This window comes from Streptomyces sp. NPDC031474 (assembly GCF_055581185.1).
Genome location: NZ_JBVIJX010000012.1, coordinates 305,211 through 329,664 on the forward strand (window position 1 = coordinate 305,211; position 24,454 = coordinate 329,664).

Here is a 24,454-nt window from a genome sequence, read left to right on the forward strand (position 1 = left end):
TCCTGTCATCGTACGACCCGCCCGTCCGCCGCCGACCAGCAGTCCCGCCCGTCGCTTCGTCGACTGGAACGGTCTCGCGCACGGCATCCAGCGCGTCGACGCCTGCCGCGCCTCCGACGGCGAGCCGCTGTCGACGGAGCTGGAGGACCTCAATCCGTACCTCTCCCTGGACGCCCTCGACGAGGCGGGCCGGGACGCCTTCGTCGCCGCGACGACCCGCTCCCCGCACGGCTTCCTCGCCGGATGATCCGCGCCGTTGATCCGCGCCGTTGATCCGCGCGGCTGAACCGGGCGGCCCGCGCGTCCGTATCCCTCCCGGGGGACCCACGGGAGGGAGACGAGCGTGCCGACACCGGAGGAACCCGGACAGCCGCACGAACGCCCGGTCCTGGAACCCATCCGGGTCCTGCGACCGCGCAACACCGACGCCCTCGCGGAGCTGTTCCGCGAGATGACCGAACTGACCCAGGACACCGACGTCTACGAGGCGATACCCCTGCCGTCGCGGCAGGCCGCCGACGAGGCGAAGACGGAGGAGCTCCCGCCCCTGGGCCCACGCCCGGCCCTCACCCCGCCGCCCCGCGGCGGCCGGGACTGGACGAGCGAGCGCGGCAGCCCCCGGCCCGGGCCCGTGCCCGGCAGCGGCAGAAGCGCGGCACGCCGGCGGAGCGGATCCCGGGCCGCCCCGGTCGAGGTCGGCGCACGGGCACGCGCCCGCACCGACTCCGGTGCGGGCCGGCGCCGGGCCGCCATCACGATCGGGGTGTGCGCGGCGGCACTCGTCGGGTTCGCCGGCGCGCTGCTGCTGCCGGGCAGGGGAGGCGAAGCCGCCGCTGAGACGCCCCCCGCGAGCTCCGCCCCGGCCCCGGCCGCCCCGACCCCGGCCGCCACGGCGGCCGACCCCGACGGCACCGGCACCCTGCGCGAGGGAGACAGCGGCCCCGAGGTGAGCGACCTCCAGAAGCGCCTGCTGCGCATCCCGAACGTGTACGACAAGGGCCCCACCGACGGCCGTTACGACACCGTCCTCACCGAGGCCGTGGCCCGTTTCCAGCTCTGGTACGGCATCCGCGGCGACGAGAGCGGCGTCTACGGCGACGACACCCGTCGCGACCTGGAGTCCCGCACGGGCGGCGGATGACCCGACGGCGCGGCGCCGGCCGAAGGTCCTACCGCTCGATGTCCCGGGGCCGGGGCACCTGGATGTCGAGCACGCACACGTCGTCGCGGCCCTCGGGGTCCAGCATCGTGGCGAGCAGCCGGTCCAGCGGGGCCGGACCGGTCGCGGCGCGGGGGGCGGCGGCGCCGGCGAGCCGCTCCAGGCCCCGGTCGATGCTCTCCGCGGGTCTTTCGACCAGACCGTCGGTGTAGAACAGGAGCCGGTCGCCGGGTTCGAGGCGGACCTCCGCCTCCTCGTAGTGAGGGGTGTCGGTCGCGCCGAGCAGCATCCCGAAGGGTCGCTCCAGGTAGCGCGCCGCACCGGCCCGTACCAGCAACGGCGGCGGATGGCCGGCCTGCGCCCACTTCAGCCGCCGTCGCTCCGGGCTGTAGCGGGCCAGGACCATGGTCGCCGAGCCGTGCGGGTCGCGGGAGTGCAGCAGCAGCGCGTTGAGCCGGGCGAGCGCGCCGGTCAGCGACGAGCCGGTGATGACCATGCCCTTGGCGGTGAACCGCAGCAGGGCCATCGCGGCGACGGCGCCTATGCCGTGACCGGCGACGTCGCCGACCACGAACAGGGCGTCGCCGTCGGGCAGCTCGATGGCGCTGAACCAGTCGCCGCCGACACTGAGGCCCGACTGCGCCGGCAGGTAGGCGATGTCTATGCGCAGCCCGGCCAGCCGGACGGGCTGCTTCGGCAGGGGCAGCAGCGCGTCCTGCAGCCGGGCCGCCACGGTGCGCTCGGCCTGGAGCACGCCGTGCTGGGTGAGGATGGCCCGCTCGCTGGCGACGAGCGCGAGTTCGGCGCTGCGCTGCGCGGTGAGGTCCTGCACGAAGCCGTGCACCTCGACGGGCGTGCCGTCCATGTCCGGCACCGCTTCGGCGACCACCCGCAGATGCCGTATGCCGTCCTCGTTGACGATCCGGAACGGCACGTCGCACGGCCGCCCGTGCCGCACCAGCTCCCCGACGGCGCGGGCCAGCACGGGCACGTCCTCGGGCAGGGCGAGGCGGGGCAGCCGGGCGAGCGGGACGACGCCCTGGGCGGGATCACGCTCGAAGATGGCGAAGACCTGGGCGGACCAGTTCGTCTCGCCCGTGACCAGGTTCCAGGTCGCCCAGCCGAGGTTGCCGAGCCGCTGCACATCCGCCAGCCGCTGTTCCTGCCGGTCGGAAGGGTCGTGGCGGCCCCAGCTGACGACCAGTCCGTCGCCCAGCCGTGCCGCCCGCGCGGAGTACGTGGCGAGCTCGCTGACCCCGGCCACCGTCTGCTGCCGGGCGAACGGCTCGCCCTCGTACGGCTCTTCACCGGCCAGGGTGTCCAGACAGCCCTGCCAGAGCGGCTCGTCGGAGATCTCCGGCCAGCACTCCAGGAAGCGCAGACCGACCAGCTCGCGGCCGCTGCGGCCCATGGCGTCGGAGGTGATGCCGGTCGCGGCGTCGATGCGGAAGTCCTCGACGCGACCCGACGGGGTACGCAAGGGGGCGAGCAGCACGGCGGCGACCGGCAGCCGGTCGAAGACCGTCTGCACCGCGTCCGTGGCGGCGTCCGGGGTAGGACTCTGCCGGGTGCCGAACGTGCGCAGCGGGCCCGCGCACAGCCGGGCGACGGCCTGCAGGCGTTCGCGGACCCGGGGCGGGAAGGCGCCCTCGCGGCGGCGCAGGATCCCGAGCGCGACGTCGGCCGTGTCCCCGGTGACCACCGGCAGCCAGGCCCGCGACCCCCACTGCTCGGGCGGGTCCCCGATCAGCAGATACCGTTTCCCGTCCTCGCGGAGGTCCTCCAGCCAGCGCGGCCGGCCGGTTTCGAGGGCGTCCAGTGCGGCGATCCCGGCGAGCGGCGGCACCTGGCTCCACTGCGCGGCCAGCGTCTCGTCGAGGCCGGCGTGCCCGACGAGCGTCAGTCCGCCGGCGGGCAGCCGCGCGTAGAGCATCACGGCGTCGGCCGCCACGTCCGGGCCGAGCTGTTCCAGCAGGCACCGGGCGAGATCGTGCGGGGTGCCGACGCGGACGAGGGCCCGGCCCAGCCGGCCGAGGGCGGCGGCGTCGATCTCCTCGGAGTCCGGCGCGGGCGCGGCCGCCCACGCGGAAGGGGCGGCGGCCGGCGCCTGCTCCTGGTCGGCGCGGGGCGGCGGGGTGAGGGCGCCGAGGGTGATCCAGCACTCCTCAAGCAGCGTCCGCCGCGCGTTCTTCGCCCGCTGCTCGAGCTCCTCCTGCGCGATGTCGGGCGAGCAGCCCAGTTGTGCCATCACCGCGCCCTTGGCGCGCTCCAGCACGGCCGAGGTGGCCGCAAGGTCCTGCAGCCGGTCCATCTCGGCGCGTTGGCGGGCCACGATGCGGGTAAGTGCGGCCATGTCGGGCACGCCGCCGGATTCCGCGGGCAGGGCGGGTTCGCTCGTCACGTCTTGAGCATGGCACACGGACGGAGATTCGATCTGGGTCTTGGCGCGACGCCCCCGCCAGGCGTGATGCCCTTCCGCGCACCGGAACGGATCGTCCCGTTCAGCGCCCGGCGCTCTGCTCCACGAGGGCCTGGGTGACCGCGCGGACGCTGCGGGCGATGTGCTGCAACTGCATGACCTCGGCCGCGTACATCTTGATCGTGTGCTCGATGACGGACTCCGGCAGTCCGAGCCGGGGCAGATCCGCGCGGGCGGTCTGCAGGGCGGTGCGGGCCACCCGGACCTCGTTCTGGACCTGGATCTGCGCATGGCGGGCGAGCAGCACCGGGTGGCGCAGCAGCGCGGGGTAGCTCGCGTAGCGCGCGGGCACCAGCTCGCGCAGCCACTTGGCCGCCGAGCGCTCCCAGTCGTAGCTGCCGGGCGTCTTGACCTGGCACGGCCAGTCCGAGCTGATGCGCGTCGTCGTCAGGGTCATGATCATCGCTTCCGGGTGTGTGGCGTCGTGCCGGTGGTCCGACTGTTGGGGGCGGCCCCGGTCCAGGGGATGACCGGGGCCGCCACGGGCGCTCGCGCAAGCGATGCCCCGAACACCTCGCGCGCCGACGCGGGTAGGAGACGGCGGCTCGGGGTGCTCGTACGGGAGCCCTTCGCGGGCGGGTGCGGCCTGAGCAGTATTTATATATGCCGTCGGCTTTGCAAGGAGTATGAAAACATTCATGCGCGAAATGGGTGCAATGATCCCTCTGTGTCCTTCTGGGGGAGGGGGTGGCTTTCGAAGGAGCCGGTCACTCACGCAGGAAGAACCGGTGCTCTTCGGCGATCTGCTCGTACTCCTCGAGTCGGGCCTGGGTGCGTTCGGGACCGGCGTCGCTCATGGCCTGGAGCAGCGCCGCCGCCATCACCCCGGGGGCCGCGTAGGAGTCGAAGACCAGCCGGGAGCCGGTGCCGGTGGCGAAGGTCGCGTCGGCCTCCTCGGCCATCGCCCCCAGGGCCAGGTCGGTGATCAGCGCGACCTTGAGACCGGCGCTGCGCGCGACCCGTACGGCGGTCAGGGTCTCCTGCGCGTGCCGGGGCATCGAGAACGCCAGCACCCAGGTCCCGCCCGCCTCCCGGGACTGCAGCAGCGCGTCGTAGGCGACGCTGCCTCCCCGGGTCACCAGCCGCACGTCCGGGTGGACCCGGCGGGCGGCGTAGGCGAAGTACTCGGCGAGCGAGGCGGAGATCCGCAGTCCCACGATGGTCAGCGGCGTCGACTGCGACAGCTTCCGGCCGACGTCGATGACCCGGTCCGGGTCGGCGAAGTCGCGCCGCAGGTTCTCCAGGTTCTCGATCTCCGCGTCGACCGCCGCCTGCAGCTCGTTGCTCCGGTTCACCTCCGCCGTCGGCCCGACCGCCAGAGTGCCCAGCGCGATCGACTGGAGCCTCTCCCGCAGCGCCGGATACCCGCTGAAGCCGACGGCCGCGGCGAACCGGGTCACCGAGGGCTGGCTGACCCCGACGCGGTCCGCGAGGTCGGTGATCGACAGGAACGCCGCCTCGGTGATGTGCTCGATCAGATACTGGGCGATGCGCCGTTGGCCCGGGGACAGATGGGGCCCGTCGAAGAGCGCCCGGAGCCGGGAGGTCGGGGACACCTCCGTCTCCGGACCGGTTCTGCCCGAGGTGATCGCGGATGCCTGTGCGCGTGCCTGTTGCGGCGATGGCACCGGTGCGCCTCCTTTGTCTTCCACGCAACTCAACATACTTCAGGGACCCTGCCGGTCAGGGACGGCGAAGACGCCCTTTCCCGTCCCCGCTGACCGCGGTTCACCGGCGGTACAGGGTGATCGAGTGCCCGACCTCGTCGACCGGCCGGCTGGAGCGCAGCAGCTCCGCCAGCGGGCCCTTCGCCTTGGCGGCGGCGGAGTCCGACACGACGAGCAGTCCGTGCACCCGGCTCGCGGGCGCCCGGCGTGGATCGGAGGCCTCGATGCCGTAGGCGGCGGGCACCCCGCTGCCCTTGTACACCAGCCACACCCGCTCGCCCCGGTACCGGCTGCGCAGCCGGTCCGCGAGCCGTCCCAGGTCCTGGCCCCAGTCCACGTTGGAGTCGTGCAGCCGCAGATGGGTCTTCGACGGCCCGCCGAACGCCTCGTTGGAGTACGGCAGGTAGTAGGGATACGTCCGCAGCGAGCTGACGGCGACGAACGCCACCAGCGCTGCCACCCCCACCGGCGCCCACCGCCGGCGCACCGCCAGGACGCATCCCGCGGCCACGGCCAGGAACATCGGCAGGAACACGGCGTACCGGGTGCCCAGGTCCCGTGATCCGGTCATGGCCGAGGCCAGCAGCACGGCCGCCGGGAGCAGCACATACGGCGCCGCGGGCCGCAGCCGGCGCACCGCGACCATCGTGACCGCCCCGGCCGCCCACAGGGCGAGCATGCCGAGCGGGGTCTTCACGGCCAGCGCGACCGGCAGGTAGTACCACCGCGAGCCGGAGTACACATGGCCGAAGAGGAAGCCCTGCCACGACTGGTTCTCCAGGCCGAACTGGATCCGCATGCCGTCCCGGTACGCCTCCGGGAAGGGCAGCAGCCGCACGAGGAGCCCGCGCAGACCGTGCACCACGGGCACCTGGAACTGGACCGACCGCGGATCCCAGCGCAGCAGTGGATCGACCACGAGATACGCGGCCCAGACGACGGCCACGGCGCTCACCGCCACGACACCCGCCGCCCCCAGAGCCCTGCGCAGGTCACGGGGTCGCCGGGCCCACATCGACAGCGCCGCCAGGGCCATCAGGACCGGGATCGCGGGCAGTGTGCTCATCTTCGTGGCGAGGCCCGCGCCGAGCGCGACCCCGGCGAGCGGCAGGTACAGGCGCGGCCTGCCCTGCCGGGCCCGCCACAGCAGCCACGCCGACGTCAGCAGGAAGCCCGCCGCCGGGACGTCCAGCGTCGCCAGCGAGCCGTGCGCGACGACGTCGGGGGAGAAGGCGTACAGGGTGAGCGCCGTGAGCGCGGGGGCGCGGCCGGCCAGATCGCGGGCAAAGGCGAACACCACCAGGCCGAACAGCAGCGTCAGCACGATCACCGGCAGCCTCGCCCACAGCATCACCCGCCAGGGATCGTTGCCCGACTCGTACAGCAGGTGCCGGCCCGCCGCCTCCTGGGTGCCGGTGAACGAGGGGTCGACGTGCGGGTCGGCCACGGCCACGCCGACGGCCACGACGAGCTTGCCGAGGGGCGGATGCTCCGAGTTGTAGTGCACGCGGTGCTCGTGCAGGTAGTCGGCGGCCGTGGCGACGTACACCGGCTCGTCGATCGTCGGCGTCTGCCGCACCGCGGTGGTGACCATGGCGACGGCCATCTGGGCGAGCAGCACGGCCACCAGGAGGGGGACGAGCCGGCGCCGGCGGCCCGGCCGCGAGGGCTCTCGCGGCCCCGCGTCGGAGGAGGGCTCCAGGACCGTGTGCAGTTCGCGCGCCATCATCCGCCCTGCGGTGACACCGGCCGGGCGGTGGCGGGAGCGAGCCGGAGCAGCCTCATGGGCCCTACTCTGCATCAGCTCCCGCCACTCGGGGCGTTACCGCTTCAGGAGTCGTACCGACAGACCGTCTGCCGTGTACACGGGTACGGCCCGCAGGCGGTCGGAGTTCAGCTCGACGCGGTCGAACTGACCGCGCAGCGCGCAGGCGTCGATCACCGGGACGGTCGTCCCCGCGGCCGGCGGCTGCTCGGCGTCGAGGCGCAGCGTCAGCACCGAGCCCCGGTCGAGCCGGACCCGCCCGGACACGGTGAGGACGGGCCCGTGGTGTCCACGCAGCGTCAGATCCAGCACCGCGCCGGACTCCTGGGCCCACGCGCCGCGCACCCGCACCGGCGCGCCCGCGCGCAGCGTGCCGCCGGCCAGCCGCACATCGCCCTGACCGAGGGCATTGGCGTGCCCGGCGACGAGCACGCCCTCCTCCAGCACGGTGCCGCCGTGGTAGCGGTTGTGCCCGGTCAGGGTCAGCGTGCCGGAGCCGCGCTTGGTCAGACCGCCCTGGCCCTCGATGTCGTTGCGCCAGGCGTCGGCCGACTGGAAGCCGCCCTTGGACGCGTCCAGGGTGACCGTGACGTCGGAGTCGAAGGCGCCGTAACCGTCCGCCGCCGCGAACAGGTTGAGCCGGCCCCACTGCTCGAAGCCGTCCAGCAGGACGTACCCGGAGGGCAGCGCGGTCGTGCGCAGCACCTCACGGCGCTGGGCCGCGGTGAGGTACGGCTGCCGGGTCTCCAGCAGTACCTCGGCGCCCTTGGGCACGGTGAGGGGCTGCTCGCGGCCCTCCCGTTCGAGGACATAGGTCAGCCGGGGCAGCGCCGCCCGCTCGTTGGCCTCGCGGTCGGCGTAGGGGTCGCCGGCGTCGGAGTGGGCGTAGGCGTACAGGGTGTCGGCGGTCGTGCCGGTCTTGGCCTGGAAGTAGGCGAGGGCCTGGGCGCGGGCCGCGGCCTTCAGGTCGGCGTTGGCCGGGTCGGCGAGGGTGGCGGCGGCCAGGGCGGTGGCCATGATGCGGCCGCCGATGACGTCCACCGTGGAGTGCATGCCGGACATGATCCGGGTGTGGCTGAGTTCCAGAGCGCGGGTCACCAGCTCCTGGAACCGCTCGGGCACGGCGTACGCGTATGCCAGCGACGCCAGGTGGAAGGCGTTGGTGTGGCCGCTGGGGAAGCCGCCGTCGTCGGTCGGGGAGGTGCTGCGCTGGCGGAGCAGCTGCGGCACCACGACCACCTTCGAGTCGTACACCGGGAAGCCGAGCGCGTCGGTCCTGCCGGTGTCGACGACCTCGCTGTTCTCGTTCATGCGCCACGGACGCGGGTACTGGAAGGCGTACTTGCCCGGGTTGCCGGAGGCGAACGGGCCGCGGACGGTGTCCACCAGCTTGGCGACCAGGCCCAGGTCGGAGGTGTACGAGCCGGCGCCGAGCGCGGAACCGGCGGGCGCGCCGGCGGGCACGGCGTCGTCGATCTTGGTGGCGGGGGTGGTGTCCGGCGCGCTGGTGATCGAGGTGACCGCCTTGGCGCCGGCCTTGTACAGGTCCGCCAGGGGGCCCAGGCCGGCGATCATCGCGTAGCTCTGGTGCTGGCGGTCGTAGACGAACGCCTCCTTGCCCTGCGCCTCCGTGCGGGCGCGGGTGACGGCGATGCAGTAGCGCATGTTGGCGCGCAGGACGTCGGGTCGCAGCGGGGTGCCGGTGTTCCAGGCCGAGCCGGTCTTCCACACCTGCGCGAAGCCGCCGAGGATGCGCACCACGGCGTTGGTCTCGGCCGTGAGGTTGGCCATGACGTTCGTCTTGTAGTCGTCGACGAACGGCAGCGGCGCGGCGGCGGCCTTGGCGTCGGCGGCGGCCAGCCAGGAGACCAGCGTCGGGGCGGCGACCAGGGCCGCGGAGCCACCGAAGGAGACCTTCAGAAAGCGCCTTCTGTTCACGGCCGAGGGGGAGCTGAGCCCGGCGGATGACGGCATGGGTGAGCCTCTCTTGAGTTCTGCGGCCGTGAGGCCAGAGGGGGGGGTGCGATCACGTGCGGCTCGTACGCCTTGTGTTGACCTGTGAGCCGGATGACGCGTACGAGCGAAGATCTACGGCCGGGCTGTGTCTCTTCTGCGATGGCCCGGCGACCGGTACATGGCGTGTAGGTGAACGTGAGTTCGGCGGCTCACAGAAGCGAACGGGCCAGCGCCACCGCGCCCTCGACCGGCGCCGCGGTGAGCGGCTGCGGCCGGGCTCCCGGTACGGCGTCGGCGAGGGCTGCGGTGAACGCCTCGTACAGCACCGGCTGGCCGAGCACCGTGCCGCCCGCCACGACCACGTCGTCGACCGGGACCCCGCGCGCGGCGAGCCGGCCGACGAGCGCGGCGAGCGCGGAGCCTGCCTCGGCGATCACGGTCCGGGCGAGCGCGGAGCCCTCGGCGGCGGCCGCGAAGACGACGGGGGCGTGCCGTCCCCACTCGGCGGAGACGTCCGTGGCGCTCTCCAGGGCCGCGCCGAGCGCCGGCACCTCGGGCACGCCGAAGGAGGCGACCAGGCCGTGCGCGAGGGCGTCGGGTTCCTCGCCCCGGTCGTGCGCGGCCCATACGGCCCGGGCCGCCTCGCGGACCAGGCCGGCGGCGCCGCCCTCGTCGCCGAGGACCGCGCCCCAGCCGCCCACCTGGACGGGCGCCCCGTCAGGCAGCCGGCCCACGGCCACCGAGCCGGTGCCGGCGACGAGGCCGACGCCCTTGTCCAGCCCGGCGGCGGGAACGAGCAACTCGGCGTCGCCCACGAGGTGTGTGGGAACGCCGAGCAGTTCCTGAAGCGCGACACGGATCCGTGCGCATTGGAGGGGGGTCTCGCAGGCGTGCGCCCCCACGGCGAGCGCGGCGGGGTGCGCGGCCTCGGGCAGCGCCTCACGGACGAGGGCGGCCAGCCAGTGTGCGGCCGCGGCCGGGTCGTGCGGCCGCCAGCCGCTGCTGGCACGGACATGGTCGGACACGACGTCGCCGCCCGCGGTGGCGCGCAGGTGCGTCTTGGTACCGCCCACGTCGATGCCGACCACAAGGGGGCGCGAAGGGGGAGAGTCCTGCACGGATCCTCTTTCGTCGAATGCGTTGAGCTGCGACGGCGGGCGAACCGTGACCGAAGGAAGGTCGGGCCTGGATGCATGCTTGAGCGAACTAGGGAAGCCCCGGGACGGGCTTCTGACGAACACGGCAGGCGTATACCGTGAAGTTCGTTAGGAAGTTAACTAACGAAGTACAGTGCGTCAAGAGGAATCGCGCGCTCGACCACCGGGAGGCCCGTCCGGGCCGCCGCGGGGCGGGAACGCGCGACGTCGGAGCATCCCATCGCCGCAGCCTGCCGAGCCGATCGGCGGGCCGCGCGGCCCTGTACCCGTGTGGGGGAAACTGTGGAACTCGACGTGGTGGAGGCCCCCCGCCTGACCGAGAGCGCGAGCGCCGTGTTCGCCGTGCTGGCCCAGGCGGGCAGCGCGACCCGGCCGCAGCTGGCGAGCCTCGCGGGACTGTCCAAGCCGACGGTGTCCTCCGCCGTGGCGGAACTGGAGGCCGCCCGGCTCGCCGCGCACTCCGGGACCGCCTCCAGCGGCACCGGCCGCTCCGCCGCCGTCTACTGCCTCGGGCCGGCCGCCGGGGCCGTGCTGGCGGTGGACCTCGGCCCGGCCCTCACCAGGGTCCGGGGCTGCGCCCTGGACGGCGCGCTGCTCGCCGAGGCCACCGCCTCCCGCGAGGACGCCGCCGACGCGGTGCGTGAGGCGCTCGACGCGCTGCCCCACGGCGTTCCGCTGCGCTCCATCGTCGTAGCCGTCGGCGATGTCGCCGCGCGGGACCGGCAGGGCAGCGGGATGCGTCCCGCGACCGCCAAGGCGGGCCCGGTCTTCGACGCCATGGCCGTCGCGCTGCCGCCGGGCGTGCCCGTCCACCTGGAGAACAACGTCAACTGCGCGGCCCTGGCCGAACTGCACGAGGGCGCCGCCCGGGGCCGCCACACCTTCGGCTATCTGCGGATCGGCGTGGGCATCGGTCTCGGCATCGTCGTCGGCGGCCAGGTGCTGCGCGGATCGAACGGGGCCGCCGGAGAGCTGGCCCGACTGCCCTATCCCTGGGACGACGGCCGTGAGCCGCGCCAGGAGGCCCTGGAGGAGTACATCGGCGCCCGCTCCCTGCTGCGCCGGGCCAGGGAGGCATGGGAGGCCGCGGACGGGCCGTGCCCGCGCACCACCGAGCGGCTCTTCGCCCTCGCGGGGGAGGGCAGAGCCACGGCCGGCGCCGTCGTCGGCCGCCATGCCGTGGACGTGGGCCGGCTCGCCGCCGCCGTGACGGCGGTCCTGGATCCGGGGCTCATCGTGCTCGGGGGCAGCACCGGCGCGGATCCGCAGCTCCTGCCCGGCGTGCGGGCCGAGCTCGCACGGCTGAGCTGGCCCACCGAGGTGGTCAGCAGCATGGTCGGGGATTCCGGCACCGTCGTGGGCGCCGCACGGCTCGCGGTCGCCCGGGGAGTCCAAACCGTGACCGAGACCGCGTGGGCTAAGGATTGACGGCCTCCGACTCGGTCTGCCAATGTCCGGACAAGCGCTTTCTAAGTCGGCCGGGACGCCGACTCGGGGTAGCTTCCCGCCCGTACTCGAAGTACGGCAGCCGCACGAGGGCGTGCTTGTGCGACGACGGCCCTCATGACCGGGGATCCCACCCGTGAAGGCGACGCGGCCGGGCGAGGCCGCGCCCCCCGGAAAGCGAAATCTCCTGCAAAATGCACCCGTGCCGCCTCGGCTGGCGCCGTGCTCCGTCCAGTACGACGAAAAGGGATCGAAAATGACCAGTGTGGGTGTGCGGCGCTCCCGCCGACTCGGCCGCGGCGGCATACGCCGGGTGCTTCCCCTCGCTGCCGTGGCCACGGCAGGTGCCCTTCTGCTCTCGGCCTGCGGGTCGGGATCCGGCTCGGGTGGGACCTCCAAGTCGCTGACGTTCTGGATCTCCACGGTTCCGGGGCAGGACGCGGGCTGGAAGAAGTTGGTGGCGCAGTACAAGAAGGAAACCGGCGTCGCCGTCAAGCTCGTCAACATCCCCTACGACGGCTACCCGACGAAGCTGCACAACGCCGCCCAGGCGAACTCCCTGCCCGACGTGGCGGCCGTGCCGGCGCTGGACCCCATCTGGTCGAGCAAGCTGATCGACCTCAGCTCCATCGCCAACAACAAGAGCAACAAGATCAACGCCAACTTCCTCGCCAAGGACTCGTCCGGGAAGGTGCTGTCCATCCCCTCGGACGTCACCGCGTCCGGCCTGTTCATCAACAAGACGCTCTTCAAGCAGGCCGGTGTCGCCTTCCCGACCTCACCCCAGAACACCTGGACCTGGACCGACTTCATCGCCGCGGCGAACAAGGTCCGGGAGAAGACCAAGGCCAAGTACTCCCTGACCTTCGACCAGTCGCCGTCCCGGCTTCGCGCCATGGTGTACGAGATGGGCGGGCAGTACGTCCACGCGGACTCCTCCGGCAAGTTCTCGGTGGACGACGCGACCAAGAAGGCCGTGAACACCTTCGTCGGATGGAACGACGACAAGACCATGCCGAAGTCGGTGTGGACCAGCGGCGCCGACCCGTCGGCCATGTTCCAGAGCGGTGACGTGGTCGCCTACTGGTCCGGCGTGTGGCAGGTCGCCTCCTTCGCGGACAGCATCAAGAAGTTCGACTGGGCGAGCGTCCCGACCCCCGCCCAGCCGGTGCAGGCCAGCGACGTCAACAGCGGCGGCATGACGGTGGGCTTCAACAACAACGGTGACGCGGCCGCCGCCGCGACGAAGTTCCTGTCCTGGCTGTACGAGCCGGCCCACTACCAGGTGCTGTGCGAGACGTCCGGGTTCCTGCCGGTCGAGAGCGGACTGAACCCGAAGTACCCCTTCACCTCCGAGGCGGCCCAGGCGGCGTTCAAGCTGTACAACCAGGAGATCCCGCTCTACGCCCCGATCTCCGGCTACTTCAACACCGCGCAGACGAACTGGGTGCTGAAGGGCAAGAGCCTCACCGAGGACCCGACCAAGACGGAGCTCGGCAAGGCGATCAACGGCCAGCAGTCGGCCGACAAGGCCCTGGAGAACATCGTGGCCGGCTACAACCAGCAGGTCGGCGGCTGATCCAGCAGGCCGGCGGCTGATCGTGGGCCACAGGGCCGGGCGGCGGTGTCTCGACCCCGCCCCCGGCCCTGGCCGCCCGCGTGATGCCGGCCTCATGGCGTGAGCCCACAGCAATCCATTCCACCAGCACGGAGTCAGGAAGATGACAAAACGCGCCTCGGACGTGTCCGTGAGCCCGCCCAGGAGACGCAACAAGTACGTCGTCGCGCCCCTCGTCCTCATCGCGGCCAATGTCGTGCTCTTCGCGCTGTTCTTCGTCTGGCCGGCGGTGATCGGGCTCGTCTACTCCTTCACGAACTACACCGGTGTGGGGGCGTTCCAGTTCATCGGACTGGACAACTACCACAACCTGTTCGGGGACTCCACCTTCTACGACGCGCTGACCCGGACGCTGCTGTACGCCGTGCTCTTCGTGCCGCTGAACTTCGCGCTCTCGCTGCTCGCCGCCAACCTGGTGGTGAACAAGCACGCCAAGGGCGCGTCGGTCGCCCGCGTCATCTTCTTCATCCCGTGGCTGCTGTCGCCCATCGTCGTGGGTGTCCTGTGGCGGTGGCTGTTCGGTGAGAACTTCGGACTGGTCAACTACGTCATCGAGAAGCTCGGCGGAAGTGCCGTTCCGTGGCAGTCGAACGCGGACCTGTCGTTGATAGTGGTGGTGATGGCGGCGTCCTGGGCCTGGACGGGCTTCTCGATGCTGCTGTTCATCGCGGCGATCAAGAACGTACCGGTGTCGTACTACGAGGCGGCCTCGCTCGACGGCGCCGGCCCATGGCGCCAGTTCATCAGCATCACGCTGCCGAGCATCGCGCCCACCTCGTTCATCGTCATCCTGCTCAACACGATCAACGCGATGAAGGAATACCCGGTGTTCGTCGCCCTCAACAACGGCGGACCCGGCACGTCGAACAACCTGCTTGTCCAGTACATCTATGAGACCGGCTTCAAACGGGGCCAGATCGGCTACGCGAGCGCCGCGTCATTCGTGCTCATGCTCATCCTGATGGCCGTCGCGATCATCCAGCTGATCGTCAACCGGCGGGTGGAGAACCGATGACAACCACAGACATGCCACGCCCGGCCGACGCCGGTCCCGGACGGGCCGTCTCCAAGAAGCAGCCCCGCAGGGCCGCCACCGGTGGGCTCCGGCGGGCGGTGCCCGCGACGACACTGCTGTGGGTTCTGGCGTGCCTGTACGGGCTGCCGGTGCTGTGGTTCATCCTCAGCTCCCTCAAGCCGGCCAGCGACCTGTTCTCCTATCCGCTGACGCTGGTTCCGCACAACCCCACCCTGTCGGGTTTCAAGGCGGCGTGGGAGAGCGCCAACTTCTCCCAGTACTTCATCAACACGGCCATCGTGTGCGTGATCACGACGATCCTCACGGTGGGAGTCAGCTGCTGCACCGGGTACGCGCTGGCCAAGTACGACAACAGATGGCTCAAGTTCTTCTTCATCTGCATCCTGGCCACCACGATGCTGCCGTCCGAGGTCATGCTCGCCCCGGAGTTCCTGGTGGTCCGCAACCTCGGCCTCTACAACTCGTTCGCCGGCATCATCCTGCCGGCCGTGCTCACCGCGACCGGATGCTTCATGTTCCGCCAGTTCTTCCTGACGGTTCCCGACGAACTCGTGGAAGCCGCACGCATCGACGGCGCCCGCGAACTGTCGATCTTCCTGCGGATCATGGTGCCGCTCTCCCGGCCCATCGCGCTGACCCTCGCCATCCTGTCCTTCCAGTGGCGGTGGAACGACTACATCTGGCCGCTGCTGATGCTCAACGACCCCAACAAGTTCACCGTGCAGATCGGCATCCAGAGCATCGTCGGCGCGCAGAACATCAATTGGTCGGTACTGCTCGGCGCCTCGGTCATCTCCATGATCCCGCTGATCGCCATCTTCCTGGTCTTCCAGCGCTACGTCATGGGCGCCGACATCAACGCAGGACTGAAGGACTGACCTTGCCCACCCCGCTCGACCACGAGTTCGTCCGGTCGGCGGCCCGCGCCGCCGACCGGACGGCCGCCCCGCTGGCGGCCGGCCCCGACGAGGAACTCACCGGTGTGCCCCACCGCGCCCTGGCGCGCCGGGTGAGGACTCTGGTCGCGGCGTACCGGTCCCCGGCGTCGGCACTGCACGGCAGCGGGCAGGCCGTCGCCGCCGCGACGACCCACCTCCGCGCCCTGCGGGCCGTCCAGACCACCACCGGCCTCTTCGCCGGCGGCGACAACGTGCAGTCGCCGCCGGACTCCGCGTTCACCGTCAACGACGTGTGCGACGCGCACGTCCTCGCCGCAGGCGGGGGGCCGGAACTTCACGACGTCGCGGCCGCGCTCGCCGAGATCGCCGGCGCCGCCACCGGCAGCCTCCTCACCGGTGGGGTGCACACCCCGAACCACCGCTGGGAGCTGTCCGCGGCACTGGCCCGGCTGCACCGCTCGTTCCCCGACGACCGGCTGCTCGAGCGCGTCGAGGAGTGGCTCGCGGAGGGCGTCGACATCGACGCGGAGGGCCTGTACTCGGAACGCAGCGCCGTCTACGCGGCCCTCGTGACCAACCCCTCGCTGCTCCTGCTGGCCGACGTGCTCGGCCGCGCCGACCTGCTCGGCCGCGCCGACCTGCTGGCCGCCGTCGAGCGCAATCTCGCCACCACCCTGGACCTCATCAGGCCGGACGGCACGGTGGAGACCGTCCACTCGCGACGGCAGGACCAGCACCACCCCTTCCCCCTGGCGCCCTATCTGCCGCACTACCGGCTGCTCGCGATCCGCACCGGCCGGGGCGACTTCGGCCGGGCGGCGCGGCTGGCGGCCGCCGGCGGCATCGACGACCCCGACCTGCTCGCCGAGACCCTCCTCACCCCGGACCTGTGCCGCGTCCTGCCGGCCCCGGCCCCGCAGACACTTCCGCGCGACCGGTACCTCACCACCGCGCGCCTCGCCGCACGCGCCTCGGCCACCGCGCACACGGTGGTGTACGGCGGCTCCGACGTGCCCGGGCACCGGCGCATCCGCTCGGGCCTCGCCTGCAACCCCACCTTCCTGCGCCTGTTCGCAGGCGACGCCGTCCTCGACGCGGTCCGTCTCTCGCGCGCTTTCTTCGACCTGGGCCCGTTCCGCGCCGCCGACATGCGGCGGCTCGCCGACAATCGGTACCGGCTCACCGAAACCCTCACCGCCGCCTACTACCAGCCGCTCCCGCCGGACCGGCGACGGGACGACGGCTCCTACCGGATGGCGGACGAGGGACGCTTCTCGGCCGCGATGGCCTTCCCGGACCGCCCTCGGGACGAGGTCTCGCACACGACCCGCGTCGAGGTGGACCTGAGGGACGACGGCGCCGACCTGCGGATCGACATCAGCGGACCACGGGCGCCCTGGGCCCTCGAACTGACCTTCCGGCCGGGCGGCGTCCCAGAGGGCGCCGTGCCGCTCGGCGACGGACGCTGGTGCCTGACGACCGGGCCGGTCACCTACCGGGCCGGTGACGACGAGATCCGGATCGAGGCCCACGTCGAGACGGGCGAACCCCTCGCCGGGCCCGACCGGAGCGACGTCCTGCGCTACGACCCGGGTCAGGACCACACCGTCGTGGGCGGCACCGACGCGACGACCGGCAACCGCCTCTACCTCGGCGGACTCGGCCCGCACACCCTGACCGTCGCACTGCGCGCCCGCCGGCCGGCGCCCGTCGTGTGACCCCGACGACCCACGCCATGGCCATCCCAGGCATGAAGGGCTGATCCCCGTGCACCTCCTCCACCAGCGCGCCCCGCTGCACGACCTCCCGGACACCCCGGAGGCGTACGACGCCGTCCTCGCCGACGTCGTCGAGCAGGCCCTGGCCCGGCTCACGCCGGAGGGCAACCTCGAACACCCCGACTGCGTCGACGACATCGGCGACACCTCGCTCGGCATCACCTCCCTGCTGGTGCTCGCCCTGCAGCGCACCAAGGACCCGCGACTGCCGGAGGCGGTGCGCCGCAGCCTCGCCTTCCACCTGAACGAGCGGGTCTACACCGAGGACAACCCCGGCTACCCGAACCTGCGGATCCGCAACTCCCGCTTCCCGTACGCCCGTTACGTGCTGGAGCCGGGCGCCCACCCCATCGGCGACTGGCCGAGCACGGTGTGGGCGTTGCTCCAGGCGGTGAACATCCTCGACGCACCGGACGGCCTGGTGGACGCCGGCCAGCGCGCCCAACTGCTCGACGTGGCGCGGGGCTACTGGCGCTGGCTGACCGAGGCGACCTTCTTCAACCCGCAGGAGGCCGGCAACCAGGCGATCGGGTGCGTGGTCGGCGGCCTGATGCTGGCCCGCCGTCTGCCCGACGCCGAGGGCGCACAGGTCCGCTCCCGCGCCCTCGCCCTGTACACCGACGAGATCCGCGCCCACCGGGTCCGCGACCGGGGCGCCCTGCTGCCCCCCGAGCACGGCGGCGCCTACGACAACAACTACGGCCCGATCTCCCTCTCCTTCCTCGCCCAGGCCCACCGGATCAGCGGCGAGGAGATCTTCGCCGAGGACGGCGACGCGCTCGCCCGCTACATCGACGCCCGCCTCACCGGCGGCGGCTTCGACAACGGCGGCCCCCGCTACAGCGAGCAGCACTCCGCCTTCGAGTCCGTCCTCGGCCTGCGCTACTTCGGCGCCCGGATCGGCGCCGACCTGGGCCGCTACCGGGGCGACAGCCGCTGGGCCCGGCACGCGGCGAAGGCCGACGGCGGGGTCGACGGGCACTTCGCCTGGATGCTGGTCTGGCAGATCCAGGACACCACACCCTGGCACCGTGAGCCCTCCACCCGGACCGCACGCCATCAACTGCGGGCCGGCACGGTCTCGGTGGCCTTCGACGAACGCATGACCCCGGCGGTGATCGAGGCGGCCGGGACGTACTGCCTACCCGCCGCCGTGGGCCGTCAGCACGGCTTCGGACCCGTCACCGACGGCTTCCTGCTGTGCCGCCCCATGGGCGAGGTCCGTGTGCGCGACGTCCGCGCCGACGGCCTGACCGCGAAACTCGTCACCAAGCCGGTCGTGGGCCGCGACCACGTCCTGCGCCGGGTGCGCTCCCTGTACGTCACCGACGGCGCCACCCTGTGGACGGCCGTCGCCGTGGAACGCCTCGACGGCACGCCGTACCTGCTGGCCGGCCTGCCGTACGCCGAGGACGACGGCGACCGGGTCAGGCGTACGGCGCACGCGGCCGTCTCCTCGGCGGGCGCCCTGCGTCTCACACACCCTCAGGCACAGGGGCCGGAGCACTTCGACGCCCGCGCCGAACTCACCCAGGAACAGGCCGCCTTCGCCCTCGCCGCCGACCCGCGCGGCTACGGCAACCCGGACGAGGGGTGGCGCCACCTGGTCAGCTCGACCGCCCTGGAGGCGGGGCCGGTCGCCGACGCACCGGACGACCTGCACGTCTTCGCCGTGCGGTACGGCGCCGAGGAGCCGTTCACGATGGCGGTCGAGCGGGGCGAGCAGGGGCTGACCCTGCGCACGGGCGCCTTCACCGCCGTCCTCGGACCGGACGACGCGCACGCCGAGCCGCAGCTGACGCTCCGCGCGGTCAGCCGCTGACGGCGGCGGGGGAGAGGGAGAGCCCGAACCTCCGCTACCGTGCGCCGCTGACAGCCGGGGTGACCACCAGATCCGCCCGGTCCCGCGTCGCCGCCACCAGTTCGGCGTTGCGCTGGTCGGTGCCCAGAACCCAGGCCACCGCCTCCTCGTGGCCCTTGCCGAACTCCTCGTGGCGGGCGACCAGCCGCCGGACGCGCTCGTCCTCCGCCACCGCGCAGAACCACACCTCGTCCAGCGCGGCCCGCACCCGCTGCCACGCGCCCGTGTCCAACAGCAGGTAGTTGCCCTCCGTCACGATCAGCCGGGCCGTCGGCGGCACCGGCACCGCGCCGGCGACCGGCTGCTCCAGGACCCGCTCGAAGCCCGGCGCGTACACGACCTCGTCGCCGTCGCTCTCCTCCCGCAGCCGCCGCAGCAGGGCCGCGTATCCGGCCGCGTCGAAGGTGTCGGGCGCGCCCTTGCGGTCCCGGCGGCCGAGGCGGTCCAGTTCGACGTCGGCGAGGTGGAAACCGTCCATCGGGACATGCGCGACCCACGGCTCACCGGCGCCGTTCAACTCCCGCACCAGGCGCTCGGCGAGGGTCGTCTTGCCCGCGCCGGGGCTGCCGGTGATGCCGAGGAGCGCGCGCCGGCGGCCGTCCCCGGTGAGGGCCCGGGCCCGTATGAGCAGGTCGTCGAAAGTGAGCACACAGCAGAGTGTCGCAGTCTCCTGGAAGGAGACCCGCAACGAGAGGAGGACGACCGTGTCCGACGACGAGACGCAGATCCGCGCGCTGATCACCCGCTGGGCCGACGCCGTCCACCGGGGCGACCTCGACACCGTCCTCGACCATCACGCGGACGACCTCGTGATGTACGACGTGCCGGCGCCCCACGAGGGCATCCGGGGTCTGGCCGCCTACCGGGCGACCTGGCCGCCGTTCTTCGTCTGGCAGGCTCAGGGCGCCCGCTTCGACATCGACAGCCTCGACGTCACCGCCGGCCACGACGTCGCCTACGCCCATGCCCTGCTGCGCTGCGGCACGCCGGAAGAGCTCGCCGCGTGCCCCTCGCTGCGGCTGCGGCTCACCTTCGGCCTGCGCAAGGAGCGCGGCCGCTGGCTGATCGCGCACGAGCACCACTCCTTCCCGCACGACTGACGCCGAGGGCGAGGCGAGAGCAAACCGAGGGGCGTACGCCACCCTGCACGCCCGGCCGGTGCGGGTTAGTTTGTCCCTGTTTTTGGTGATTCAGCAATGGGGTTCGGGTGAGGGGACGGACGATGGTCGACGGCGCGAACGCCCTGCTCGTGGGCAGGCGACGGCGCGTACCGGCGAGCGGGCCCGGCAGGTCGTGGCGACCACGCGGTCACCGGCTGCTCGCGGCGGTGGCCGGCGCCTTCACCCTCGCCCAACTGCTCCTGGTCCCCCCGGGCATGGGCCTCGGCTGGGACGAGACGGTGTACGTCAGCCAGGTCGCCGCCCAGGCGCCGCCGGCCTTCTTCAGCGCGCCACGCGCCCGGGGGGTCACCCTGCTGGTGGCGCCGGTGACGTCCTGGTCGACGTCGACGGAGCTGCTGAGGATCTACCTGGCCCTCGCGTCGGGCCTCGGCCTGTATCTCGCCCTGCGCGCGTGGCGCGGCCTGTTCCCGGTCCGTGTCGTGGCCGTCGCCGGCGCGCTCTTCGCCTCGCTGTGGGTGACCCTGTTCTACGGGCCGCAGGCCATGCCCAACTACTGGGTCGCCCTCGGCGGCCTGGCCTGCGTCGGCTGTTTCCTGCGGGCCCGCGGCCGCCGCCCCGACCGGGCCGCCCCGTGGGGCGTCGCCGCGAGCGCCTCGCTGATGGCATGGATGCGGCCCGCCGACGCCGTGTGGCTGTCCCTGCCGCTGCTCGTCCTGGCAGCCGTCCGCCACCGGCGCGTCGCGCTCGCGCTCGTGGCAGGGCTCGCGACGGGCGCCGGACCGTGGGTGATCGAGGCGTACACCACGTACGGCGGCCTCGGCCGGCGGCTGTCCGACGCCTCCCGTATCCAGGGCGGACTGGGCTGGAACGTCGCCGTGGACGACCAACTGCGCGCGCTGGCCGGGCGCACCCTGTGCCGCCCGTGCACCGGATCCCTGCCGAATCCGGCGGTCATGGCCTGGTGGTTCGTCCTTCCGGTGCTCGCCGCCGCCGGACTCGTGCTCGCGGTACGAGCCCGGCGCACCGCACCCACGCTGCTGCCGCTGGCCTGCGCCACGACGGCCGCCGTCCCCTACCTGTTCCTGATCGGCTATGCCGCCCCCCGCTTCCTGCTGCCCGCCTACGCACTGCTCGCGATCCCGGTCGCCGACGCGCTGCTGCACCTGGTCACCCGGCCGCACGGCCGTCCGCGTCCGGTCGTCGCGACCCTGGCCGCGCTCGCGCTCGCCGGGCATCTGGCCGTGCAGTACACCGTCCTGGACCACACCGCGGACCGCACCACCAGGAACCACCGCGACTGGGCCCGCGCCGCCGCGCAACTGCACCGGCTCGGCGTCCGCCCGCCCTGCCTGCTCACCGGGCACGAGGCGGTCCCCGTCGCCTTCTACACCGGCTGCTCCTCGGCCGGCACGAGCGGCCACGACGCCGACACCACCGAGGCGGCGATCCTGCGCACCGCCCGCCGGACGCCCACGGCCGTGCTCACCCGACCGGGCGATCCGCCCCCTGCCTACGCCCGTACCTGGGAATCCCGTCACGCCGGCCGCCTGGACCTGCACATCGCACCGACCGCGCGCGAGCACCGGGCCGCCTGACATCGTCTTCCGGCCATCGGCCTCCGTGCGTCGTACATGTGTTTCCCGGCCGTCCGGCGCAGGTAGGTAGTGGGGTGTCGGAGGCGGCAACGAGGGGGAGTGGCATGGAGCAGAGCGGAACCGAGGGACGGCCGGCGGACGAGTTCTTCACGGTGGGCGGCTCGTCCTTCCGTGACTTCCTGGCGGCGCACCGACCCGAACTGCTCCCCACCCGCCGACCGTTCCCCGACGGCGTCCGGGCCGCCCCGGACAGCTTCCCGCACGGCACGACCGTGCTGGCCCTCGCCTACCGCGACGGCGTGCTGATCGCCGGTGACCGCCGGGCCACCATGGGCAACCTCATCGCGCAGCGCGACCTGGAGAAGGTGCACCCGGCGGACGACCTCACCGCCGTCGCCTTCGCCGGCAGCGTCGGACTCGCCCTGGACATGGTGAAGCTGTACCAGGTCGAGCTCACGCACTTCGAGAAGGTCGAGGGCGTCCCCATGACCCTCGGCGCGAAGGCGCGCCGGCTGGCCACGATGATCCGGCAGAACCTCGACCAGGCCATGCAGGGCCTCGCCGTCGTCCCGCTCCTCGCCGGCTACGACACCGCCGCCGCGCCGGGCGCCCGGGGCCGCATCTTCAGCTTCGACGTGGCCGGCGGCCTGTACGAGAAGTCGCCCTTCCACGCCGAGGGCTCCGGCTCCCCGTACGCCCGCGGGTCGCTGAAGAAGCTGTACCGCGCCGGCATGTCCCGGCGCGAGGCGGCGCTTGCCGCGCTCCAGGCGCTGTACGACGCCGCCGACGACGACTCCGCCACCGGCGGCCCCGACCTCAACCGCCGTATCTTCCCGATCGTCTCGGTCATCACCGAGGAGGGCTTCGAGCGGCTGCCCGAGCCCGAGACGGAGCAGCTCAGCCGCGAGGTGGTCGACCGGCGCCGAAACAGCCCGGACGGCCCGCACGCCCCCGCGTGAGAGCCCGGGTCGATCCGCCGGGCCTCACGCCGTCTCCGGTCGGGCGGAGGGTCGCTCCATGGCGTCGTCCAGATGAGCGATGACGGCCGGCACGTCGTCGCTCTCGGTGCTCCGGATCAGCTCCAGGGCCGGCCGGACGAGGCCGCTCGGCCGGGCTATCAGACGTGCGAGGACGGCGGCCCGGACGTCGAGCCGCTCGATGGTGGCCTCGCGCTCCGGTTCGCTCTGGCCGGCGAGCAGGACGGCGTTGTACCACGCCTCCTCGCGGGACTGACGGACACTGAAGTCGAGGATCCGCTCGTCGGTGCGGGCGCCGACCCGATCCAGCAGGGACAGGAGCGGCGACACGGCGCCGACCGAGTCCTCCACCGCCAGCACCACCCCCGCGAGGATGTCGTTGATCAGCAGAAAGTCGCGCCGCAGTTCATGGATGGCCTCGCCGGGGCTGGTCCGGGCGGCGGCGACGGCCAGGTCGAGGTTGATGTGCGCGTTCACGCCCAGCAGCAGGTGCTGGACGATGACGGTGTCGGCGTCGTCGAGCAGCCCGAACGCCTCACGCCAGCAACGCGGCCCGCTCCGGTCCCGACGCCAGGCGTCGTACGCGTCGAAGTAGCGGTTGCCGAAGTGCGTGTCGAACCGGTCCATTCGGGCGCCGTCGTCGAACTGCCCACCGTGAACGGCCGCCCGGACCTGGACGGTCACCTGCCGGTACAGCGCCGCGAAGTACCCCACCCGGTCACCGGCGCGGCCGGCCTCCCGCACGATCCCGGCAAGTCCGTCCACGACATCGTCGATGTTTTCCGCCGCCATGCCCAACTCCCCTGTCCCGGTTCCTCGTTCGGCCCGCGCTCCGGCTGCGGCGCGCGGCGCCCACCACAGCCCCGTCCTACCACCGACGCGGCGGCGTTCAGTGGGGAATCACCCAGTCCGGCGTCCAGCTGCCGACGGCGTCGTGACCGGCCGCCGAGGCGGCGAGGTGGGCGCGCAGGGCGGTCAGCGCCGGGTGGGGGTTGTCGCGGTGCCAGAGGAGCGAGTGCGGGTAGACAGGGGTGGGGCCGGTCACCGGGATGCGGCGCAGGCCGTGGCCCGCGGGCCAGACGAGGCGGGTCTGCTCGCTGATGAAGGTGGCCAGGGCCGGGGTGTCGGCGACGGTGTCGAGGAGCGCGTCGGAGCCGAAGTTGGGGCCGGTCGCCTCGATGGTGAGGCCGAACTCGGCGACGAGGTCGTCGTAGTAGGCGGCCCACTCGGTGCCGGGGACGATGCCGGGCATCCAGATCCGGTGCCCGACGAGCTGGGAGAGGGTCACCGACCGGGCACCCGCCAACGCGTGGGCGGGGCCGGTCAGAAGCTGGAGCGGCTCGTCGAGCACACGGACGGACTCGATGTCCTCGGGGAGGGGACGGCCCGGCATGGCGACGGCACGGAAGGACGCGTCGATCTCACCGGACCGGATGGCGGCGACGGCCGTCTCGACGTCGAACAGCCACACCACGTCGAGCTCGATCTCGGGATGCGCGCGGTGGAAGCCGCGCATCAGACCCGAGGGCGCGACGCGAGAGGCGATCACGTCGACGCGCAGCGGACGGCGGGCGGGGCGCACGGAGGCGACCGCGCGCTCGGCGACGCGCAACAGCTCGCGCGCGTGGGGCAGGAACGCCTGGCCGTCGATGGTGAGCTGGGCGCCGCGCGCGGTGCGGGTGAACAGCCGCACGCCGAGGGTGCGTTCCAGCGCGGCGATGCGTTTGGAGACGGCCTGCTGGGTGACCGCCAGCTCGGCGGCGGCCTCCTGGAACTGCCCCGCGTCGGCGGCGGCGACGAACGTCCGGACGGTGTCGAGGTCCATGTCGCCACCCTAGGGGCACAACCACTGGTTGTGGCCGGGGGGTCCCGCGGTTGTTTGATCCCCGCGTACGGTGCTCGCTTTGATGTCTCCGATCGCAGATCGGTTGTGCGGGCGA

The 24,454-nt window shown here is 72.7% G+C and carries 19 protein-coding genes and 1 pseudogene; 11 read left to right on the plus strand and 9 right to left on the minus strand.

The features are described from left to right. Positions 1-46 precede the first annotated feature (46 nt). Both ACZ5SK_RS26810 and ACZ5SK_RS26815 read left to right on the plus strand, forming a co-directional pair. Positions 47-247 (plus strand): annotated as a pseudogene (locus ACZ5SK_RS26810) (hypothetical protein); the annotation flags it as partial. Between the two features lie 96 nt (positions 248-343). Continuing rightward, on the plus strand, positions 344-1,141 hold the full coding sequence (locus ACZ5SK_RS26815) for a peptidoglycan-binding protein (RefSeq protein ID WP_334574655.1): 798 nt from the start codon (positions 344-346) through the stop codon (positions 1,139-1,141). Positions 1,142-1,169: 28 nt separating this feature from the next. On the opposite strand, the gene ACZ5SK_RS26820 is transcribed toward ACZ5SK_RS26815, so the two are convergent. From ACZ5SK_RS26820 to ACZ5SK_RS26845, 6 genes are all read right to left on the minus strand, one after another. Continuing rightward, positions 1,170-3,512: a SpoIIE family protein phosphatase gene (locus ACZ5SK_RS26820; protein WP_468417386.1), complete on the minus strand. Its 2,343-nt coding sequence runs from the start codon at positions 3,510-3,512 to the stop codon at positions 1,170-1,172. Positions 3,513-3,660: 148 nt separating this feature from the next. Next, positions 3,661-4,041 carry a hypothetical protein gene (locus ACZ5SK_RS26825; protein WP_319338986.1) on the minus strand — a complete coding sequence of 127 codons (381 nt, stop codon included), beginning with the start codon at positions 4,039-4,041 and terminating at the stop codon, positions 3,661-3,663. A 304-nt stretch (positions 4,042-4,345) separates the two neighbouring features. Continuing rightward, complete coding sequence (locus ACZ5SK_RS26830) at positions 4,346-5,266, minus strand: MurR/RpiR family transcriptional regulator (RefSeq protein ID WP_468417277.1); 921 nt, start codon at positions 5,264-5,266, stop codon at positions 4,346-4,348. A gap of 100 nt (positions 5,267-5,366) precedes the next feature. Beyond that, positions 5,367-7,034, minus strand: coding sequence for a phospholipid carrier-dependent glycosyltransferase (locus ACZ5SK_RS26835; protein WP_468155898.1), 1,668 nt, complete (start codon positions 7,032-7,034; stop codon positions 5,367-5,369). A gap of 93 nt (positions 7,035-7,127) precedes the next feature. Further along, positions 7,128-9,044, minus strand: coding sequence for a phosphatase PAP2 family protein (locus ACZ5SK_RS26840; RefSeq protein WP_457494105.1), 1,917 nt, complete (start codon positions 9,042-9,044; stop codon positions 7,128-7,130). 191 nt (positions 9,045-9,235) lie between these two features. Further along, a complete protein-coding gene (locus ACZ5SK_RS26845; RefSeq protein WP_457494106.1) occupies positions 9,236-10,144 on the minus strand; it encodes an N-acetylglucosamine kinase in 909 nt (302 codons plus the stop codon). 333 nt (positions 10,145-10,477) lie between these two features. Between ACZ5SK_RS26845 and ACZ5SK_RS26850 the strand changes: the two genes are divergently transcribed. From ACZ5SK_RS26850 to ACZ5SK_RS26875, 6 genes are all read left to right on the plus strand, one after another. Next, a complete protein-coding gene (locus ACZ5SK_RS26850; protein WP_468576660.1) occupies positions 10,478-11,611 on the plus strand; it encodes an ROK family protein in 1,134 nt (377 codons plus the stop codon). Positions 11,612-11,885: 274 nt separating this feature from the next. Next, complete coding sequence (locus ACZ5SK_RS26855; protein ID WP_334574647.1) at positions 11,886-13,208, plus strand: ABC transporter substrate-binding protein; 1,323 nt, start codon at positions 11,886-11,888, stop codon at positions 13,206-13,208. 142 nt (positions 13,209-13,350) lie between these two features. Next, a complete protein-coding gene (locus tag ACZ5SK_RS26860) occupies positions 13,351-14,262 on the plus strand; it encodes a carbohydrate ABC transporter permease (protein ID WP_334574645.1) in 912 nt (303 codons plus the stop codon). Next, positions 14,259-15,161, plus strand: a complete 903-nt coding sequence (locus ACZ5SK_RS26865) for a carbohydrate ABC transporter permease (RefSeq protein ID WP_334574643.1) — start codon at positions 14,259-14,261, stop codon at positions 15,159-15,161. The genes ACZ5SK_RS26860 and ACZ5SK_RS26865 overlap by 4 nt, the downstream gene beginning before the upstream one ends. Positions 15,162-15,163: 2 nt before the next feature. After that, the gene (locus ACZ5SK_RS26870) at positions 15,164-16,900 is read left to right on the plus strand and encodes a hypothetical protein (protein ID WP_361702793.1); all 1,737 of its coding nucleotides are present in this window, start codon (positions 15,164-15,166) and stop codon (positions 16,898-16,900) included. A gap of 49 nt (positions 16,901-16,949) precedes the next feature. Further along, positions 16,950-18,782: a hypothetical protein gene (locus tag ACZ5SK_RS26875; protein WP_334574639.1), complete on the plus strand. Its 1,833-nt coding sequence runs from the start codon at positions 16,950-16,952 to the stop codon at positions 18,780-18,782. 34 nt (positions 18,783-18,816) lie between these two features. On the opposite strand, the gene ACZ5SK_RS26880 is transcribed toward ACZ5SK_RS26875, so the two are convergent. Continuing rightward, entirely contained in the window at positions 18,817-19,470 is a 654-nt protein-coding gene (locus tag ACZ5SK_RS26880; protein ID WP_334574638.1) for a nucleoside/nucleotide kinase family protein, read from the minus strand. Positions 19,471-19,525: 55 nt separating this feature from the next. On the opposite strand from ACZ5SK_RS26880, the gene ACZ5SK_RS26885 reads away from it, so the two are divergent. The 3 genes from ACZ5SK_RS26885 to prcB all read left to right on the plus strand — a co-directional run bounded on the left by ACZ5SK_RS26885 (position 19,526) and on the right by prcB (position 22,496). Beyond that, the gene (locus ACZ5SK_RS26885) at positions 19,526-19,921 is read left to right on the plus strand and encodes a YybH family protein (RefSeq protein WP_334574636.1); all 396 of its coding nucleotides are present in this window, start codon (positions 19,526-19,528) and stop codon (positions 19,919-19,921) included. A gap of 122 nt (positions 19,922-20,043) precedes the next feature. Continuing rightward, positions 20,044-21,537, plus strand: a complete 1,494-nt coding sequence (locus ACZ5SK_RS26890) for a hypothetical protein (RefSeq protein ID WP_334574634.1) — start codon at positions 20,044-20,046, stop codon at positions 21,535-21,537. Between the two features lie 104 nt (positions 21,538-21,641). Continuing rightward, on the plus strand, positions 21,642-22,496 hold the full coding sequence (gene prcB, locus ACZ5SK_RS26895; RefSeq protein ID WP_334574632.1) for a proteasome subunit beta: 855 nt from the start codon (positions 21,642-21,644) through the stop codon (positions 22,494-22,496). 24 nt (positions 22,497-22,520) lie between these two features. Here prcB and ACZ5SK_RS26900 read toward each other — a convergent pair whose 3' ends face one another. Beyond that, complete coding sequence (locus tag ACZ5SK_RS26900; protein ID WP_334574630.1) at positions 22,521-23,306, minus strand: DUF5995 family protein; 786 nt, start codon at positions 23,304-23,306, stop codon at positions 22,521-22,523. A gap of 97 nt (positions 23,307-23,403) precedes the next feature. Next, positions 23,404-24,339, minus strand: coding sequence for a LysR family transcriptional regulator (locus ACZ5SK_RS26905; protein ID WP_361702787.1), 936 nt, complete (start codon positions 24,337-24,339; stop codon positions 23,404-23,406). Positions 24,340-24,454 lie beyond the last annotated feature (115 nt).

Coding starts and splice junctions, on each gene's coding strand:
- ACZ5SK_RS26900 (WP_334574630.1), bottom strand. CDS start 23,306: ATGGCGGCGGAAAACATCGACGATGTCGTGGACGGACTTGCCGGGATC.
- ACZ5SK_RS26855 (WP_334574647.1), top strand. CDS start 11,886: ATGACCAGTGTGGGTGTGCGGCGCTCCCGCCGACTCGGCCGCGGCGGC.
- ACZ5SK_RS26840 (WP_457494105.1), bottom strand. CDS start 9,044: ATGCCGTCATCCGCCGGGCTCAGCTCCCCCTCGGCCGTGAACAGAAGG.
- ACZ5SK_RS26820 (WP_468417386.1), bottom strand. CDS start 3,512: ATGGCCGCACTTACCCGCATCGTGGCCCGCCAACGCGCCGAGATGGAC.
- ACZ5SK_RS26905 (WP_361702787.1), bottom strand. CDS start 24,339: ATGGACCTCGACACCGTCCGGACGTTCGTCGCCGCCGCCGACGCGGGG.
- prcB (WP_334574632.1), top strand. CDS start 21,642: ATGGAGCAGAGCGGAACCGAGGGACGGCCGGCGGACGAGTTCTTCACG.
- ACZ5SK_RS26865 (WP_334574643.1), top strand. CDS start 14,259: ATGACAACCACAGACATGCCACGCCCGGCCGACGCCGGTCCCGGACGG.
- ACZ5SK_RS26890 (WP_334574634.1), top strand. CDS start 20,044: ATGGTCGACGGCGCGAACGCCCTGCTCGTGGGCAGGCGACGGCGCGTA.
- ACZ5SK_RS26835 (WP_468155898.1), bottom strand. CDS start 7,034: ATGATGGCGCGCGAACTGCACACGGTCCTGGAGCCCTCCTCCGACGCG.
- ACZ5SK_RS26825 (WP_319338986.1), bottom strand. CDS start 4,041: ATGATCATGACCCTGACGACGACGCGCATCAGCTCGGACTGGCCGTGC.
- ACZ5SK_RS26860 (WP_334574645.1), top strand. CDS start 13,351: ATGACAAAACGCGCCTCGGACGTGTCCGTGAGCCCGCCCAGGAGACGC.